Source organism: Dyella sp. ASV21, from assembly GCF_016428975.1.
In the GTDB taxonomy this organism is placed as follows: domain Bacteria; phylum Pseudomonadota; class Gammaproteobacteria; order Xanthomonadales; family Rhodanobacteraceae; genus Dyella.
This window is the reverse complement of the sequence record NZ_JAELTT010000035.1, coordinates 25527-42468: the sequence shown is the minus strand read 5'-3', so window position 1 is coordinate 42468 and position 16942 is coordinate 25527. Positions and strand designations below refer to the sequence as shown.

The 16942-nt window shown below is 65.6% G+C and carries 16 protein-coding genes and 1 pseudogene; 12 read left to right on the top strand and 5 right to left on the bottom strand.

Annotated elements, in window-relative coordinates; all coding sequences use genetic code 11:
* A pseudogene (locus tag JHD67_RS13070) lies at positions 1-219 on the bottom strand (GTPase RsgA); the annotation flags it as partial.
* Positions 220-463: 244 nt separating this feature from the next.
* On the opposite strand from JHD67_RS13070, the gene JHD67_RS13065 reads away from it, so the two are divergent.
* The 9 genes from JHD67_RS13065 to JHD67_RS13025 all read left to right on the top strand — a co-directional run bounded on the left by JHD67_RS13065 (position 464) and on the right by JHD67_RS13025 (position 12392).
* Positions 464-1705 carry an aminotransferase class I/II-fold pyridoxal phosphate-dependent enzyme gene (locus JHD67_RS13065; RefSeq protein ID WP_199099640.1) on the top strand — a complete coding sequence of 414 codons (1242 nt, stop codon included), beginning with the start codon at positions 464-466 and terminating at the stop codon, positions 1703-1705.
* Between the two features lie 6 nt (positions 1706-1711).
* Positions 1712-2308 (top strand): SGNH/GDSL hydrolase family protein, encoded by a 597-nt coding sequence (locus JHD67_RS13060; protein ID WP_199099635.1) that lies wholly within the window; start codon positions 1712-1714, stop codon positions 2306-2308.
* Between the two features lie 109 nt (positions 2309-2417).
* A complete protein-coding gene (locus tag JHD67_RS13055) occupies positions 2418-3275 on the top strand; it encodes a UDP-2,3-diacylglucosamine diphosphatase (RefSeq protein ID WP_199099633.1) in 858 nt (285 codons plus the stop codon).
* Positions 3276-3369: 94 nt separating this feature from the next.
* Positions 3370-4293, top strand: coding sequence for a Grx4 family monothiol glutaredoxin (grxD, locus tag JHD67_RS13050; protein ID WP_199099632.1), 924 nt, complete (start codon positions 3370-3372; stop codon positions 4291-4293).
* 785 nt (positions 4294-5078) lie between these two features.
* Positions 5079-8162 (top strand): TonB-dependent receptor, encoded by a 3084-nt coding sequence (locus JHD67_RS13045; protein WP_199099627.1) that lies wholly within the window; start codon positions 5079-5081, stop codon positions 8160-8162.
* Positions 8163-8422: 260 nt separating this feature from the next.
* Complete coding sequence (locus JHD67_RS13040; RefSeq protein ID WP_199099625.1) at positions 8423-9088, top strand: response regulator; 666 nt, start codon at positions 8423-8425, stop codon at positions 9086-9088.
* Positions 9081-10460, top strand: a complete 1380-nt coding sequence (locus JHD67_RS13035) for a sensor histidine kinase (RefSeq protein ID WP_199099623.1) — start codon at positions 9081-9083, stop codon at positions 10458-10460. The genes JHD67_RS13040 and JHD67_RS13035 overlap by 8 nt, the downstream gene beginning before the upstream one ends.
* An 83-nt stretch (positions 10461-10543) precedes the next feature.
* Positions 10544-11911 (top strand): glutamate--cysteine ligase, encoded by a 1368-nt coding sequence (locus JHD67_RS13030; protein ID WP_199099621.1) that lies wholly within the window; start codon positions 10544-10546, stop codon positions 11909-11911.
* Positions 11912-12011: 100 nt separating this feature from the next.
* Complete coding sequence (locus JHD67_RS13025) at positions 12012-12392, top strand: nuclear transport factor 2 family protein (RefSeq protein ID WP_199099619.1); 381 nt, start codon at positions 12012-12014, stop codon at positions 12390-12392.
* Between the two features lie 25 nt (positions 12393-12417).
* Here the strand turns inward: JHD67_RS13025 and JHD67_RS13020 are convergent, their stop codons facing one another.
* The 4 genes from JHD67_RS13020 to JHD67_RS13005 form a co-directional block, all read right to left on the bottom strand.
* Complete coding sequence (locus tag JHD67_RS13020; RefSeq protein ID WP_199099618.1) at positions 12418-12927, bottom strand: molybdopterin-dependent oxidoreductase; 510 nt, start codon at positions 12925-12927, stop codon at positions 12418-12420.
* 68 nt (positions 12928-12995) lie between these two features.
* Positions 12996-13724 (bottom strand): cytochrome c biogenesis CcdA family protein, encoded by a 729-nt coding sequence (locus tag JHD67_RS13015; RefSeq protein ID WP_199099616.1) that lies wholly within the window; start codon positions 13722-13724, stop codon positions 12996-12998.
* Positions 13724-14107: a thioredoxin family protein gene (locus JHD67_RS13010; protein ID WP_199099615.1), complete on the bottom strand. Its 384-nt coding sequence runs from the start codon at positions 14105-14107 to the stop codon at positions 13724-13726. The genes JHD67_RS13015 and JHD67_RS13010 overlap by 1 nt, the downstream gene beginning before the upstream one ends.
* Before the next feature lie 24 nt (positions 14108-14131).
* The gene (locus JHD67_RS13005) at positions 14132-14641 is read right to left on the bottom strand and encodes a DoxX family protein (protein WP_199099614.1); all 510 of its coding nucleotides are present in this window, start codon (positions 14639-14641) and stop codon (positions 14132-14134) included.
* Between the two features lie 293 nt (positions 14642-14934).
* Between JHD67_RS13005 and JHD67_RS13000 the strand changes: the two genes are divergently transcribed.
* From JHD67_RS13000 to JHD67_RS12990, 3 genes are read left to right on the top strand one after another with little or no spacing between them, the layout of a single operon-like run.
* Complete coding sequence (locus JHD67_RS13000; protein ID WP_199099613.1) at positions 14935-15210, top strand: hypothetical protein; 276 nt, start codon at positions 14935-14937, stop codon at positions 15208-15210.
* 56 nt (positions 15211-15266) lie between these two features.
* Positions 15267-16109 carry a DUF692 domain-containing protein gene (locus tag JHD67_RS12995; protein WP_199099612.1) on the top strand — a complete coding sequence of 281 codons (843 nt, stop codon included), beginning with the start codon at positions 15267-15269 and terminating at the stop codon, positions 16107-16109.
* Positions 16106-16900 carry a DNA-binding domain-containing protein gene (locus tag JHD67_RS12990; RefSeq protein WP_199099611.1) on the top strand — a complete coding sequence of 265 codons (795 nt, stop codon included), beginning with the start codon at positions 16106-16108 and terminating at the stop codon, positions 16898-16900. The genes JHD67_RS12995 and JHD67_RS12990 overlap by 4 nt, the downstream gene beginning before the upstream one ends.
* Positions 16901-16942 lie beyond the last annotated feature (42 nt).

Here is a 16942-nt window from a genome sequence, read left to right as displayed (position 1 = left end):
TTCCACGAAGTCGCCCACCGCCGGCCGCTCGGCCGGGTCCAGGTTGCGCTTGAGGAACTGCCCGGCAGGCTGCGCGCCGAACAGCTGCTCGCCGTCGTGCAGTTCATAGCCGGCGCGGTGCTGTGCCACCACACGGGCCAACTGCCGACCTTCGCCGGGCAAAGTGTCGCCGCGCCAACCGATCCGGCGCAGTCGCTCAATAATCTGGGCATCCGTCATGGGACGGAATTATGCCCTGTACGCCCACTCGAAATACGACCGCCATCCGCACGCCGCTTGCCGAGGCGGCGACGCGGCAAGCGGCGTGTCGGGGATGGCCGGGGCAGCGCAAGTGGCGAACTGACAGAAAAAAGCCCGAAACGCGGCCTTTTCAGGCTCCCACGACGCGCCGGGACGCTGCTAGCATGCGGGAAATGCCGGCGTTTGCTGCGCCGCGACAACAACAAGTCAAAGGACGTTCGCGTTGGCCTCGATCAAACCCAGTGCGCACCTGGCGGACGTGCGCTACGAAATCCGTGGCGCACTCACCCGGCGATCGCGTGAGCTGGAGGCTGCTGGCCTCCCGATCATCAAGCTCAACATCGGCAATCCGGGCCGTTACGGCTTCGAAACACCCGCTCACCTGCGCGAGGCGATCGCCCGCCACCTGCAGGAAAGCGAGGCCTACGGCCACGAGCAGGGCCTGGAGGAAGCCCGCGACGCCATCGCCGCCCAGCAGCGCCATCGCGGTGCCCGCGGCGTGGACATGGAACGGGTGTTCATCGGCAACGGCGTGAGCGAGCTGATCGACCTGAGCCTGCGCGCCCTGCTGCAGCCAGGCGACGAAGTACTGCTGCCCAGCCCCGACTACCCGCTGTGGAGCGCAGCCACCATCCTCAACGACGGCAAGCCGCGCTACTACCGCTGCCTCGCCGAGCACGGCCACCTGCCCGACCCGGCCGAGATCGAAGCCCTGGTGACGCCGCGCACGCGCGCCCTGGTGCTGATCAATCCGAACAATCCCACCGGCGCGGTCTATCCGCGCGAGTTGCTGGAGCGCATCGTCGCCATCGCCGCCAAGCATCATCTGCTGCTGCTGAGCGATGAGATCTACGACGAGATCCTGTACGACGGCACGCCGTTCCAGCCGTTGGCCGAAGTAGCCGGTGACCTCCCTTGCGTCAGCTTTGGCGGCCTCAGCAAGGTGCATCGCGCCTGCGGTTACCGCGTGGGCTGGATGAGCCTGTCGGGCGACCCCGCACGTAGCACCGATTATCGCGACGCCCTGCAGTTGCTGGCCGCGCTGCGTCTTTGCGCCAACGTCACCGCCCAGTGGGCCGTGCGTCCGGCCCTGCAAAGCGCACCGACCATCAACGCGCTCACCGCGCCGGGCGGTCGCCTGCATGAGGCACGCCGTGCCGTGCTGGAAGGCGTGGCCGCCAGCCACTTCCTGGACATCGTGGCGCCTTCGGGTGCGTTGTATGCGTTCCCGCGCGTGCGCGCCGATCGCCTGGGCGACTTCGACGACAACGCCTTTGCGCTGCGGCTGCTGGAAGAAGAATCGGTGCTGGTGGTGCCCGGCAGTAGCTTCAACGTGCCGCACAGTCGCCATCTGCGCCTGACCCTGCTGCCACCGCCGGATCAGATCCGCGAGGTATTCGTGCGCATCGAGCGCGTACTCGCCGGCATGGCGGCGGCGCAGAAGCCGCGCGCCGCGGTGGCCTGATCCCCCATGCGTTATCTCGCGCTGGGTGATTCCTATTCGATCGGCGAGGGCGTGCCCGAAGCCGGCCGCTGGCCGATGCAACTGGCCGTGCGGCTACGCAGGGAGGGGGTGGCGCTGGACGATCCACGCATCGTCGCCACCACCGGCTGGACCACCGACGAGTTGGCGGCCGCCATGGACGCCGCCACGTTCGAGCCGCCGTACGACCTGGTCAGCCTGCTGATCGGGGTAAACAACCAGTACCGCGGCCGCAGCGCGGAGGATTACCGGCGCGAGTTCGGGCACATGCTGAAGCGCGCTGTCGGCTTGGCCGGCGACCGTGCCGAGCGCACCCTGGTGCTGTCGATTCCCGACTGGGGCGTTACTCCGTTCGCACACGGCAGCGGCCGCGACGTGCGGCGCATCGCGCAGGAACTGGATACCTACAACGCCATCGCGCACGAGGAGGCCAGCCAACACGGCGTGGCCTTCGTGGATATCACCGGCCTGTCCCGCCAGCACCCGGCACTGCTCGCCGAGGATGGACTGCATCCGTCTGCCGCACAGTACGCGCTGTGGACGGAAGCCGCCCTGCCCGTCGCCAAGGCGCTGCTCGCCGGCTGAGCCAACGCCCGTCTCGGGCGCGCCGCAACCGCTCTGCAACCATTCCGCCATCGTGCGGTGACCTGCCGCGCGCATGCTGAGCTCCCGGTAACCACCGGGAGAGACTGCCATGGCGACCTTTCACTGCCGCAGCGCCTTCATCTCCGACGTGCACCTGGGCACGCCCGATTGCAAGGCCAGCTACCTGCTCGACTTCCTGCGCAAACTGCGCTGCGAAAAACTCTATCTGGTTGGCGACATCGTCGACATGGAAGCGCTGGCGCGCCGCACCTGGTGGCACGCCGATCACGGCGCAGTGATCGCCGAGGTACTGGACCTGGCCCGGCGCGGGGTGGAAGTAACCTATATCCCCGGCAATCACGACGCCCCGGTGCGTGGCTTGGCCGGACAGAGCTTTGGCGGCGTAAAGATAGCGCTGGACGCCGTGCACGAAGGTGCGGACGGACGGCGCTACCGCGTCAGCCACGGCGACGAATTCGATCCGGAGCAGGTCGGGCGCACATGGATGGTGCACCTGGGGGAGGTGATGCATCGCTTCATCTGCTGGACCAACCGTCGCGTGCACGCGATGCGCCGCCGGCTGGACCTGCCCTACCTGCCGCTCTCGATCATTGTGAAGTCGCACATCGGCAAGGCGCTGGCCTATATCCGCGCTTATGAGCAGCGGGTGGCCGACGACGCGCGCGAACGTGGCTTCGATGGACATATCTGTGGACACATCCACTTTGGGCATGTGCGCGACATGGACGGCGTGCTGTATCTCAACGACGGTGATTGGGTGGAGCACTGCACGGCGCTGATCGAAGACCACACCGGCGCCATGGAGCTGATCCACTGGAGCGAACAGCATGCCCCGCTGGGTCGCGCCAGCCGGGAGCTGGTGCTGCCCTCCCCGGCCGCGGCCCTGGCCCTGGCCCCGCTCACCCGCAGCCAGCTGGATCTGAGCCAGTTGCGACCGGCGGCCTGAAGCGGTCGCCCCAGCGGGCCGCCGCACCTTGAAGCCGCGGCAGGCGTCGGCATATCAAGGGGGCTACAATTGGCCCTCTTTGCCGGAGTTTTCCATGTCCCTCGACAGCGCCACCCGCGAACGTATCGAATCCCTGCTGCAGAACCACCGCGTGGTGCTGTTTATGAAGGGCACCCGCCAACAGCCGATGTGCGGCTTCTCGGCCGCCGCCACCAATACGCTGAACGAGCTGCTGCCGGACTACCACACGGTCAATGTGCTGGAAGACCCGGAAATCCGCGAGGGCATCAAGGCGTACGGCGACTGGCCGACCATCCCCCAGCTATACGTACAGGGCGAGCTCGTGGGCGGTGCGGACATCATTCGCCAGATGTACGCCAGCGGCGAACTGCATCAGCTGTTCGGCGCGGCCGCTCCGGACCGCACGCCGCCGCAAATCACCATCACCGACAAAGCCGCGGAGGCCATCCGCCAGGGCACGGCCAGCGCCCAAGGCATGGCTCTGCACCTGGAGATCGGCCCGGACCATAGCGCCGGCTTCCAACTGGCCCCGGGCAGCGACCATGACATCGTGGTGGTGGCCAACGGCATCGAAGTGCATTTCGACCCGGGTAGCGCCCAGCGCGCCAAGGGCATCGTGATCGACTGGGTCTCCACCGTGCAGGGCGAAGGCCTGAGCCTGAAGTTCCCGGGCGCGCAGGAGATCGGCTCGCTCACCGTGCAGCAGCTCAAGGAGCGCCTGGCCGCCGGCAACCTCACCCTGGTGGACGTGCGCCCGGCCCATGGCCGCGCCCAGGCCGCAGCGCTGGCGCAGGCCCGCATCCTGGAAGAGGAAGGCTACGAAGCCCTGGCTGCCCTGCCCAAGGACACCGAGATCGCCTTCATCTGCCACCACGGCGTTTCCAGCCGCGGTGTGGCCGAGCGTTTTGCCGCGCATGGCTTCAGCAAGGTCTACAACGTCGAAGGCGGCATGGACGCCTGGGCGCGCGAGATCGACGCCTCGGTGCCGCGCTACTGAGCCATCGGCCTTAAAGCAGTCTAGACGTCCAAAGCGCCCACTTCGGTGGGCGCTTTTCTTTTATGTTCATGGCAAGTGAAATTCAGCATTCGTTCAGTAAAATCCGACTTGGGGCGAGAGATGCTGCGATTGACTGCCTGTGGCATCGCGTATTCCTGCGGAAAGGTTTCGGAAGAAACGAAAGGTCTTGCTCGTAAGTCCGCATTAATTCACGCCCCGGCTGCTCTCGTCGCGAGAAATACCGAACTGAAAGCCTCGCTTCAGTCAAGGATTGCAAGCAAGTTCTTTCGGAACTGAACAGCCCATTCATAACCGTTGTGTAACGTTTGGACTACACGTAACGTCGATGTTGCGACGCGATGACTGCAACAGCAGCAGCGCGTGACGCTGGGGAGCTACAAGCCAAGCCGATATCCGACTTTCCACCGGTGTAAACCGCGTGGCGCGGGTTTCTGCGGCCTAAAAACTTACGTTGGCCTCTCGAGGCCTTTTTCAGGGACGCCACCGTCGCCGGTGGTCGGCCCCAGGGGAGAGCTTGTCATGCTGTTGCTGCACTGCTTGCCTGCACCAGGCCACCACGGGATTGCGGACGCATCCCCTCACGCACCGAACGCTGCCGGCTAAGCCGCGCCGCCATCCGGAGGCTCCGCGACGCGCAGCCTCTTCCACGGAGATAGAGCCAGTCCTACCAACCCGTGCCTGTCACGGGAGGCGGCGGCGTGCGCCTGTGCGACCGCAGGCTGGCTCGATGTTTTGAGTCGTACCACCTGGCTTAAGAGGAAAGCATGTCCAATCATCGTTTCGTATCCACCTCACCGCGACGGGCGCTGCGCCGCACCGCGCTGGCCCTGGCGGTTGCCGCCGGCGTCACGCTGGTTAGCCCGGTCGCCGCACAAAGCTCCACCGGCTCGATCTTCGGCACGGCGCCGACGGGAGACACCGTGCTCATCCAAAGCGACAGCGGCGTGACCCGCGAAGTCGCGGTGGACGCCAACGGCCGCTACTCCGCCGGCAGCCTGCCGCTGGGTTCGTACAAGGTGAGCCTGAAGAAGGACGGCACTATCCTGGACACCCGCTCGAACGTCGCACTGACGGTGGGCGCGGGCACGCAGGTTTCCTTTGCCGCCGCGGCCGCCGCCGATGCCAAGAGCCTTGGCGCGGTGACGGTGATGGCCAACGCCCTGCCCGCCATCGACGTGAGCCAGATGGACTCGCGCACGGTGATCACCGCCGACCAGCTGACCAAGCTGCCGGTGGCTCGCAGCGCCGAGGCGATCGCCGTGCTCGCGCCGGGTGTAAACCTGGGCAGCACGTACTTCACCGGTCCGACCGGCCAGACGCTGGTGTCCTTCGGCGGTTCGTCCATCGCTGAGAACGCGTATTACATCAACGGCTTCAACACCACCGACGTGCTGCACAACTTCGGCGGCATCACCCTGCCCTATGGCGCCATCGACCAGCAGCAGATGCTCTCTGGCGGCTACGGCGCGCAATACGGCCGCTCCGACGGCGGCGTGATCAACCAGGTGGGCAAGCGCGGCACCAACGAATGGCATTTTGGCGCCCAGGTGCTGTGGCAGCCGAAGTTTGCCGAAGCCGACCCGGACAACGCCTTCTACCCCACCGGCTCGCAGTTCCTCACCGGTCCGGGCAGCCGCCAGGGTCAGATCTACCAGTTCCGCAACGACAACAAGTCGTGGGAACACGCCGAGGACGCCTATTTCGGCGGCCCGCTGATCAAGGACACGCTGTACATCTTCGGTGCGGTGGAAGCCGACCATATCGACGATGGCGTCAGCGTGGCCTCGCGCTCCACCCAGACGCAGACCGATTACGCGTACTCGCGCCCCAAGTGGTACGGCAAGATCGACTGGAACATCAACGAGAGCAACATCCTCGAATTCACCGGTGCCTCCAACAAGTCGATGTATTCGGGCAACACCTACGCGTACACCTATACGCCGCCCGCCACCAAGGGCACGCTCGGCGCCTACCTCGGCCCGGCCACCTATACCAAGAGCGGCGCGGACCTATGGTCGGCCAAGTACACCGGCTACATCACCGACGACCTGACCGTCGAAGCGCTGTACGGCAAGATGAACCAGGTGAACTACAGCCGCGCGGCCGGTGGCGATGACGCCTACGTGCTGCACGCGTACAACCAGGATCCGAGCATGATCCCGGCCGGCTCCAGCGGCATCAGCGGCCCGCAGATCAACGAGACCGTGGACGATCCCAACGCGCACGACAAAACCTCCAACCTGCGCCTGGACCTGAACTACAAGATCGACGGCCACTCGATCACCGTCGGCATCGACAACCTCGATTTGAACTCGCTGGACATCGGCACCACGCCGTCCGGTCCGGGCTACTACTGGGTGTACTCGGCAGGCGATCCGAATGCGCCGATTCAGACCCTGCCGGGCGAAAGCGTCGGCGCACCGGGTGGCAACGGCTACTACGTCGCCAAGACCATCTATGCCAATGCCGCCAGCGCCCGCGTGAAGCAGCGCGCGCAGTTCATCGAAGACGCCTGGCAGGTCACCGACCGCCTGCTGTTGAACATCGGCATCCGCAACGACCAGTTCACCAACTACAACCCCGATGGCATCGCCTACCTGCGCCTGACCAAGCCGCAGTGGGCACCGCGCCTGGGCGCCAGCTGGGACGTGTATGGGGATTCCTCGCTCAAGCTCTACGCCAACGCGGGCCGCTACTACCTGGCCGAGCCGCCCAATGTGGCCATTCGTGGTGCCGCGGGCAGCACATACACCTCGCAGTACTTCACCTATACCGGCATCGACCCGACCACCGGCGCGCCGCTTGGCTTGAACCAGATCACGCAGGACCGTTATCCCGGCGTGTCGGCCAACAACGAGTTCGGCACCCCGCCGGACCCCAAGACGGTGACCAGCGCCAACGCCAAGGCCGAGTACCAGGACGAGTTCATCGCCGGCTTCGACAAGACGCTCGACTTGTTCGACCAGCACTGGGTGTGGGGCGCCAAGGGCACCTACCGCGTACTGCGCAACGACCTGGATGACACCTGCGACGACACCACCATCCAGAACTATGCCGTGGCGCAGGGTCTGGACCCGGTCGCCGCGCTCGGTTCCACCGGTTGCTACATCCTGAACCCGGGTCGCACCGCCAAGATCGACGTGTCCAACGGCGCCGGTGGCTACAGCACGCTGACCATTCCCTGGTCGGCCTGGGGCATGCCCAACCTGCTGCGCAAGTACGTGGCGGCCAACTTCTACCTGGAGCATCCGTTCGACGGTAAGTGGTACGGCCGCATCGACTATGTGTGGTCGCACAACTTCGGCAATACCGAAGGTTCGGTGCGTTCGGACATCGGCCAGCAGGACGTGTCGCAGACCGAAGACTGGGACAACGCCGGTGTGATGACCAACGCCAACGGTGACCTGGCCAATGATCGTCGTCACCAGCTGAAGATGGTGGGCTACTACCAGATCACCCCCGAATGGCTGGTGGGCGGCAACGCCCAGATCCTCTCCGGCACGCCCAAGATGTGCCTGGGCTACTTCGGTGCGACCCAGGACGACCCGTTCGGTTACGGCGCCTCGTATCACTTCTGCGGCCCCAATGGCACGCCGGCGCCGTCGGGCTCCACCGGTCGCACGCCATGGCAGGAGATCTTCAGCCTTAATGCCGAATACCGCCCGAACTGGGCTGGCAAGAAGCTGTCGTTCGACGTGATGGTCTACAACATCTTCGACAAGCAGGTAATCACCCAGTACTACCCGACCTCCGAGTCTGGCGCGGGCGTACTGAACAAGAGTTGGCAGGTGCCGCTGTCCTACACCACGCCGCGTTACGTCCGGTTCTCGGTGAGCTACGACTTCTGATCTCCCCCCGGTCAGCGGTAACGGGCTTTGCCCTGCGGAACCACGCTCCCCCGGGTTACGGGGGAGCCTTCAGCGCCATACCCTCCGGGGCTCGGCTCGGGTGACACTCCCGTTACCGAGCCAAGCTCCGGGGCTTGCGGCGCGGCAGGCGGCGAACCCTTCGCCGCCTTATTTTTGGCCTGGCAAAGGTAAGCGCTTTCCGTTAGCTAGTTCTCAGCCTCGCCTGTTAGCATGTAGGTGACGCCTTACTCGTGTGCCTTATGCGTATCCTGCTGGTCGAAGATGATTCCCTGGTTTCCGATGCGATTACCCGTGGTTTGGTGAGCACCGGTTATGTGGTCGACGCCGTGCCTGACGCCGAATCGGTGACTGCGCGCCTTGCTGACACCCACTACGATCTGGCCATCGTGGACCTGGGTCTTCCGGGCGAGGACGGCCTGTCCCTGGTGCGCAAGCTCCGTCGCGGTGGCAGCTCGCTGCCGCTGTTGATCGTGACGGCTCGCGACGGTCTGGACGATCGCATCAACGCGCTGGACTTGGGCGCCGACGACTACCTGGTCAAGCCGTTCGCACTACCGGAACTGGCGGCCCGTTGCCGCGCCCTGATCCGCCGCGCCACCGCCGCCGCCGCCAACGAGATCGTGATCGGCGGCCTGCGCATCGACCTGGCCGGACGCCGCGCGCTCAACGCCGCGGGCGACGTGCTGGAACTGACCCGCCGCGAGTGGTCGATCCTGGAATGCCTGGCGCATCACAGCGGCCGCGTGGTGAGCAAGGAGCGGCTGACCCAGGCCATTACCGGCTGGAGCGAAGACATCTCCGGCAACGCCATCGAGGTGCATGTATCGCGCCTGCGCAGCAAGCTCGGCGGTTCGGCCACCGTGCGCGGCATCCGCGGGCTGGGCTATCGCCTCGAAGATGGCTGAGCGCAAGCGGCCCAGCAGCGTCCACGGCCGCCTGCTGAGCTATTTGCTGGCGCCGCTGCTGCTGTTGCTGGTCGCGGGCGTGGCGGTGGATCACCACGTGATCGTCAGCCCTATCCATAGTGCCTTCGATCATTCGCTGTCGCGCTCGGCCCTGGCCATCGTCGCGCGCATCCACGCCATGCCCGACGGCGAACTGGCGGTAAGCCTGCCCAAGCACCCGCCGCCGCCGTTGCGCGCATGGGAGGGCGAGCACTTTTTCTACCGCGTAAGCCGCTCCGATGGCGGCACACTTGCCGGTGTCGACGACCTGCCACTGGCGCCCGACGATCATTCGGAAGATGGCTTCAGCTACGCCGACATCCAGTTTCGCGGCGAATACGTCCGCGTGGCCAGCTACCGCACCGCGGAAATCGGCACGCCACTGATCGTGACCGTGGCGGAAACGCCGATCCGGCGTGATCGGGCCGTGCATCGGCTGGACGTGGCCTTCCTCATCAACGACACCATCCAGATGGCCGCGGTGCTGGTGATCGCGCTGATCGGCATCCGCATCGCGCTGCGCCCTTTGCAGCGCCTGAGTCGCCAGATCGCCGGACGTCCTCCGCAGGTGATGTCCAGGCTCTCCACCGAGCACGTGCCCTCCGAAGTGCTGCCCGTGGTCGAATCGCTCAACACCTTGCTCGGCAGCGTGCGCGACTCGGTGCTGTCGCAGCAGCACTTCATGGCCAATGCCGCGCATCAATTGCGCACGCCGCTCACCGGCCTCAAGGCGCAGTTGGAAGTGTTGGGCCGGGAAACCGCCGGCACCGCCCTGGAGGACCGCATCGCCCTGTTGCAAGGCGGGGTGGATCGTCTCGCCCATACCGCCAACCAGCTGCTCACGCTGGCCCGCGCTGAGCCGTCCGCCCATCGCGCCAGCCATTTCGCGCCGGTGGACCTGACGCATCTGGTCAGCGAAGTCATCGATAGCGTGCTCGACCGCGCGCTCGCCCACGGCATCGACCTGGGTGCAGATGCCCAGCCGGCCCAGGTCAGCGGCGTGTACTGGCTGTTGCACGAGTTGCTGATCAACCTGATCGACAACGCTATTCGCCATACCCCGGAAGGCGGCAACATCACGGTGCGCTGCGGCGTGGAGAACCAACACGCCTTTCTGGAAGTGGACGACAGCGGCAGCGGCATTCCACTGGACGAACGCGACAAAGTGCGTGAACGCTTCTACCGCGGCGCCGGCAGCCCGCCCGACGGCTGCGGCCTGGGGCTGTCCATTGTCGACGAGGTGGCTCGCGTGCATGGTGGCCAGCTCACCATCCTCGATGGCAGCAGCGGCGGGGGCACACGCATGCGCATCGATTTCCCGCCGCCGGCCTGAATTGGGCCCGGCCGGGCGCCCGGCACTTTGAAATTGGCCCAGTCACCCCCAAAGTGGGGGCTAACTTTGCCAGGGAGTCCCCCGTGTCCATACCCAGTGCCGTCAAGAGCACGCCCATCGGCAGCCGCCAGCAACTCACCGACTACCTGGCCGCCGGCGAGAAACCGCGCGAGGCCTGGCGCATCGGCACCGAGCACGAGAAGTTCGGCTTCCTTACCGACAACCTGCGTCCGCCCACCTTCGAAGGTGAGCGCGGCATCCGCGTATTGCTGGAGTCGCTCGCCTCCCGCTACGGCTGGGACGTGGCCCGCGAGGGCGACAACCCGGTGGCGCTGTCGCGCGACATGGCTTCCATCACCCTGGAGCCGGCCGGCCAGCTCGAGCTTTCCGGCGCGCCGCTGGAAACCATTCACCAGACATGTTGCGAGGTGAACAGCCACCTCGCCGAGGTGCGCTCCATCGCCGACGACCTCGGCATCGGCTTTCTCGGCATGGGCTTTCAGCCCAAATGGCGCCGCGACGAGATGCCGTGGATGCCCAAGGGCCGCTACAAGATCATGCGCGAATACATGCCCAAGGTCGGCGGCCTGGGCCTGGACATGATGACCCGCACCTGCACCGTGCAGGTGAACCTGGATTTCTCCAGCGAAGCCGACATGGTGCGCAAGTTCCGCACCAGCCTCGCCTTGCAGCCCATCGCCACCGCGCTGTTCGCCGACTCGCCGTTCACCGATGGCCAGCCCAACGGCTACCTCTCCTACCGCTCGCACGTGTGGGAGGACACCGACCCGAACCGCACCGGCATGCTCGATTTCGTGTTCGAGGAAGGCTTCGGCTACGAACGCTATGTCGACTACATGCTCAATGTGCCGATGTACTTCAGCTACCAGAATGGCCAGTACATCGACCTCTCGGGACAGGACTTCAAGCGCTTCATGGCGGGCGACCTGCCGGCGCTGCCCGGCGTGCGCGCCACCATGAAAGACTGGGCCGACCACCTCACCACCGCCTTCCCCGAGGTGCGCCTCAAGCAATACCTGGAGATGCGCGGCGCGGACGGCGGCCCGTGGAATCGCCTGTGCGCCCTGCCCGCATTCTGGGTGGGCCTGCTCTATGACGACGACGCACTGACCGCCGCGTGGGACCTGGTGAAGGACTTTACCCGCGAAGAACGCCACGCCCTGCGCGACGGCGTGCCCAGGCATGCACTCAAACTGCCGTTCCGTTCGCACAGCGTGCGTGAGCTGTCGGCCGAAGCGCTGAAGATTGCCGCACACGGCCTCAAGCGCCGCGCCCGCCTCAACCGCAACGGTGCGGACGAGAGCATCTTCCTCGAGCCGATGATCGAGATCGTGGAAGCCAACCAAACGCCCGCCGAGCGCAAGCTGGAACTGTTCCATGGCGCGTGGGGTGGCAAGGTGGACCCGGTGTTCCGCGAATTCGCCTACTGAGCGCAACACGCCCGCCGCTTAAAGCCCCGCCGCAACGGCGGGGCTTTTTTTCGGGTTGCAACGCGGCGCGTTCCCTTCACTTCCTAAAACGTCACGCACCATGCCAACCCTCGACGCACGACTCGCCTGCCATCGATTGCTCGACTGGAACCGCCAGCACCTCACTGCCGCCAGCGTACTCGGCGAAGCGGACATCGCCACCCGCTTCGCGCCCCAGTTCACCGTGAAGGCCAATGGCCGCACCTATGCCGCCAATTACCGGAACTACCTGGAGTTCCTCGACGGCTTTCGTCGCACCATCCAGTCGATCGATTACGACCTGCATGCCCTGGTCGCCGAAGGAGACCAGGCAAGCGTCGCCATGACCGCGCGCGTGCATCGCCTGGATGGCACGCTCGATCGCTTTGAAGCCATGCTCCTGCTCGCTTTCGATGCGCAAGGCCTGGTCACGTTGTGGCACGAGGTCTACCTGCCGCTGTAAAGCCGGCGCGTAGGCGCATGGCGACTCACGGCGTGGAAGCGTCGACCACTTCCACGGTGGTGACCTGGGCCATCGAGCGGTCGCCACGTCGGTCATGCGGAACGATCAGGCGGAAAGGGCCGTCGTTGGTCAACGGCTGACCGTCCACGCGATCCGCGAGGATCACCGCGGTGCCACCGAAATCGTCATCCAGCTCGGCGGCACTGAACACCACCTGCGAACCGTCGGCACCGCTCACGCGCACGAACCGCGCGAGCGCACGTCCCGCCAGCGCATCGTCGGAGGCTACGCAGGTGCGTCGCACGATGTCCTCCAGCGCCACCCCCTGCCAGGACCGTACCGGCCCACCCGGAAGCGCCGCGCGCACGGTCACGCGCCGCATCGTCACCAGGGCCGCTTCATCAATGAGATAGGCGGGCTTGCCATCCAGCCGCAGCTGGATAGCCGGGGGAGATGGCGCACCTTGCGCCTGCGTGGCGTCGCCCAACGCACAGACAAGACCAAGCCATAGAACCGTTGCAAGGCGAAGCGACATGGTGCTTTCCTCCTTACGGCGGCAACGCCGATGACTCCACGCGTGCGCCAACGACGCTGAGCCCGTGGTTAGAACGACGTGGTGAGGCGCGTCAGCCAATCGGGACTGATGGACAACACGAATGCCTCGATGACGCGATCGAGTCCCGTGAACACCAGCGCGCCTATCAGCACGAAACACAGGCCCAAGACTACTCGCACGCCCGTGCCCAGCTTGAGCAAGCCGCCGCGCAGGCGAAGCATGGCGGCCCCCGGCAGGGCACTGAGCGCCAAGAGAGGAATCCCCGCCCCCAAGCCGAACACCATCATCAACAAGGCGACCTGGCCCAGGTTCTTCCCCTGCGCGGCAAGCGTGGTGGCCGCGCCCAGCGTGGGACCTACGCACGGGCTCCATACGACGCCAAGCAGCAGTCCAATGGCCAACTGGCTCAAGCCGCCCTCGCCACGCACTCGCCCCAGCGCGCGCTGCCCGGTGTTGCCCAGGTGCGCGCCCGCGCGAGCAAATAGCTCGCGTCCAAACGGCAACAGCATCACCAGCCCAAACAGCACCATCAGCAGGGCACCCGCGCGTCGCACCACGCGCATATCCAAGCCCAGGTGCGCGCCCAGCGTAGCGAGCAGCGTGCCGGTCAATGCAAAAGAAAGAGCCAGGCCGAGCGCGAGCATGGCCGCACCCCAACGATGCCGCGACAGCGCCGAGGCGAACAGCAAGGGCAGTATCGGCAACACGCAGGGCGACAACAGCGTTGCCATACCCGCAAGGAATCCCAGCCCGTAGGTAGCGACGCCGAAATCCATCAAAGCGCCTGCTGCAAGACGGCCCGAATCGCACTCTCCGCCGTTTGCCCGGTGGAACGTCCTACTTCATGCCCTTGCTTGAACACCACGAAGGTGGATTGATGATCCACCTTGAGCGACTTCTCCAGCGCGGTCTCCTTGTCGAAGTCCGCCACGAAGATCGTCACCGGCGCGAAGCCCTGCTCGCGGGCCAGTCGATCCACGATGGGCTGTTGCGCGCGGCAGGTCGGGCACCAGTCCGCGTGAAAATAGACCACGACGGGTTTACCCGCCGCGACGGCCTGCTGATACGGCCCTTGGTTGAACGGCACCTCGGCAGCATGGGTAACACCCGCCGCCATCAACAACGCTGCGATAAGCACAGCAAACGCATACTTGCTCATGAGTGATTGCTCCAGTGGGAAAGCTCAATGCGCCATGGCGCGCGTACGGGTGCTTGTTTCGTCGCGCGCAGCGCCGCTGTATGTGCGAATACCGAGCGCACGCGCCAGCCAGGTATCCAGGCTGGCCTTGCCGGGACCCGACACCAGTAGCCAGAAGAAGATCAGGCTGTAGACGATCTCGTCCGCCTCCACGTAGTCGTCCAGGCCCATCAGGTTGGTGGATACCACCAGCGTCACGGCCACGGCCATATTGATGAGCATGGGGATGCACACCAAGCGCGTGCACAGGCCAAGCATCAGCAGCAGGCCGCCCACTAATTCGGTCCACGCGGACAACGCCGCACTGAACGCGGGATGGGGAATGCCCCAGCCGATGAAACGTTGAACGAAGCCATCCAGGTTATGCACCTTGGCAATGCCGGTTTCCAACCAGAAGTAGCCAAACACCAGCCGCACGACCAGCGGCCCCAGCCATTCGATACGGTGAAGGTACCCAAGCACGCGCGATGATGTGGTGGCGATGAGTTGGCGCATGACGATGCAATCCGTGACGAGAAGTGGTTTGCATCATGCGGAGCACGACCACGGCCCCGCCATATTCCGCCGTCCAGGCTTTCTTGCCCAACGTCCACATCTTGGCGAGCAGGCACTCTTTCCGTGCATCGCCGGACGATCGGGCACAAACGCAGGACGCGCGGGAACAGCCTGCCGCCATCCATCCATCGAGAATGCTCCCCGTCGGCACCTGCCAGCCCCCCGCCCATCAGGACCCGACATAGTCACTGTGCGCCGCCCTGCGCGGCATCTCGATTCGACAGGAGTTAGTCATGAAGAACAGCAAGCTCAATGGCGCGGCGTTGGCAATGATGGTGGCGGGCTTGTTCGCCGCTACGTCGATGTCCGCCGCGGCCGCCGACAAGACCGCCAGCGGCGACACCGCCAGCGTGAAGTGTATGAATTCCTCCAGCTGCAAGGGCCACGGCGCCTGCAAGCAGGCCACCAATGCATGCAAGGGCCAGAACTCGTGCAAGGGCCAGGGCTTCACCATGCAGAAGACTCAGCAAGACTGCGATGCGGCGCAGGCTGCAGCAAAACAGTCCTGATTGGATCACCGGGGTCTCCGGCCTGTGCCGGAGCCCCGCTTGCCGCCGTGACGCTTATGCACTCATCGCCTTCGCTCCCCTACCTCGGCTTCGGCCTGGGCTTGCGTGTCGATCACTACGAGGCACTGCTCGACCAGCCGGGCAACGTGCAGTGGCTGGAAATCGTCTCGGAAAACTATCTCGTGCCCGGCGGCCGACCGCTGCGTTGGCTGGAGCGCTTCCGCGAACGCTTTCCGCTGGTGATGCACGGCGTGTCGCTATCGATCGGCGGCACCGACCCGCTGGACGAGCATTACCTGACGCAATTGGATGCCCTCGCCAGGCGCGTCGAACCGGCATGGATTTCCGACCACCTGTGCTGGACCGGCGTACAAGGCGTGAACCTGCACGACCTCATGCCCCTTCCCTATACCGAGGAAGCGCTGGCCCACGTGGTGCAGCGCGTGCGCCGCGTGCAAGACCGCCTGGGCCGACGCATCCTGCTGGAAAACGTATCGAGCTACATCCGTTTCGCCGACTCGCAATTGACCGAGTGGGAGTTCCTCGCCGCGGTGGCGGAGCAAGCGGACTGCCTCATTTTGCTGGACATCAATAACGTGCACGTGAGCGCGCACAATCACGGGTTCTCCGCCGAGGCCTATCTGGCAGGCATTCCGGTTGAGCGCGTGCAGCAGTTTCACTTGGCTGGGCACGAGCAGGGCGGTGCGTTGCTGGTCGATACCCACGATGCTCCCATCGTCGACTCGGTGTGGGCGCTCTATGTGGCCGCCGTGCGTCGCTTTGGACGCGTCTCGACCATGATCGAGCGCGACGACCACATACCTCCGCTGGCCGAACTCCGCGCCGAGCTGGATCAGGCCCGCGCACTGGCCATGCCCTGGCTCAAGGAAGCCGCGTGAACGCCCTGCATGCCCTGCAATGCCAGCTCGCCGAGGCCATGCGCGACGGCGTAGCCCCCTCGCCCGCATCACTCTGCGGCGATGCCCTGGCCGATCGCGACCAGCGCTTTGCCATCTATCAACGCGGCTATTGCCTGCGCCTGCGCGATGCACTGGCCACGGAGTTTCCCGGCCTGCGCCTGCTCGCCGGGCGGCGCTTCGAAACGCTGCTGGACGCGTATGTCGCCGCACACCCATCCACCCACTACAACATCCGCTGGCACGGTCAGGGCATGACGCACTTCCTCGGCCAGTCCGCGCCCTGGAGCGCGCGACCGGCATGGGCCGAGGTGGCCGCGCTGGACTGGGCCATTTCGACCGCTTTCGATGCCGCCGACGAGTCGCCGATCGATGCCTCCGCGCTCGCCGATATCGATCCGGCCGCCTGGGCCACGCTCAGGCTTCGCCCATTGCGGCATGCCGCCGTACTGGCGTGCGCGCTCAACGCCGATGCCTTCCGCCGCGCCGCCGACCAAGACCTGCCGCGCCCCCGGCCGCGCTACGCATCACGCGCTCGTCATCTCCTGGTATGGCGCCCCTCGACCGAGGTGCGCTACCGCCGAGTCGATGCCGATGAGCTGCCCGTACTGAAGGCTGCCCTGCAAGGGGCGCCCCTGGCGCAGCTGTGTGAACGCCTTGCCGAGCGTCGCGGCCCTCATCACGCCTTGCCCACGCTGGTCTCGCTGCTCCAGCGCTGGCTCGCGGATGGCCTGATCGGCGGGGTAACCATGCTGCCAACCCCATCGAGGTAACCCTGGGCGGACTTCCAGCGAACTAGCTTTCAGAGCCACTCG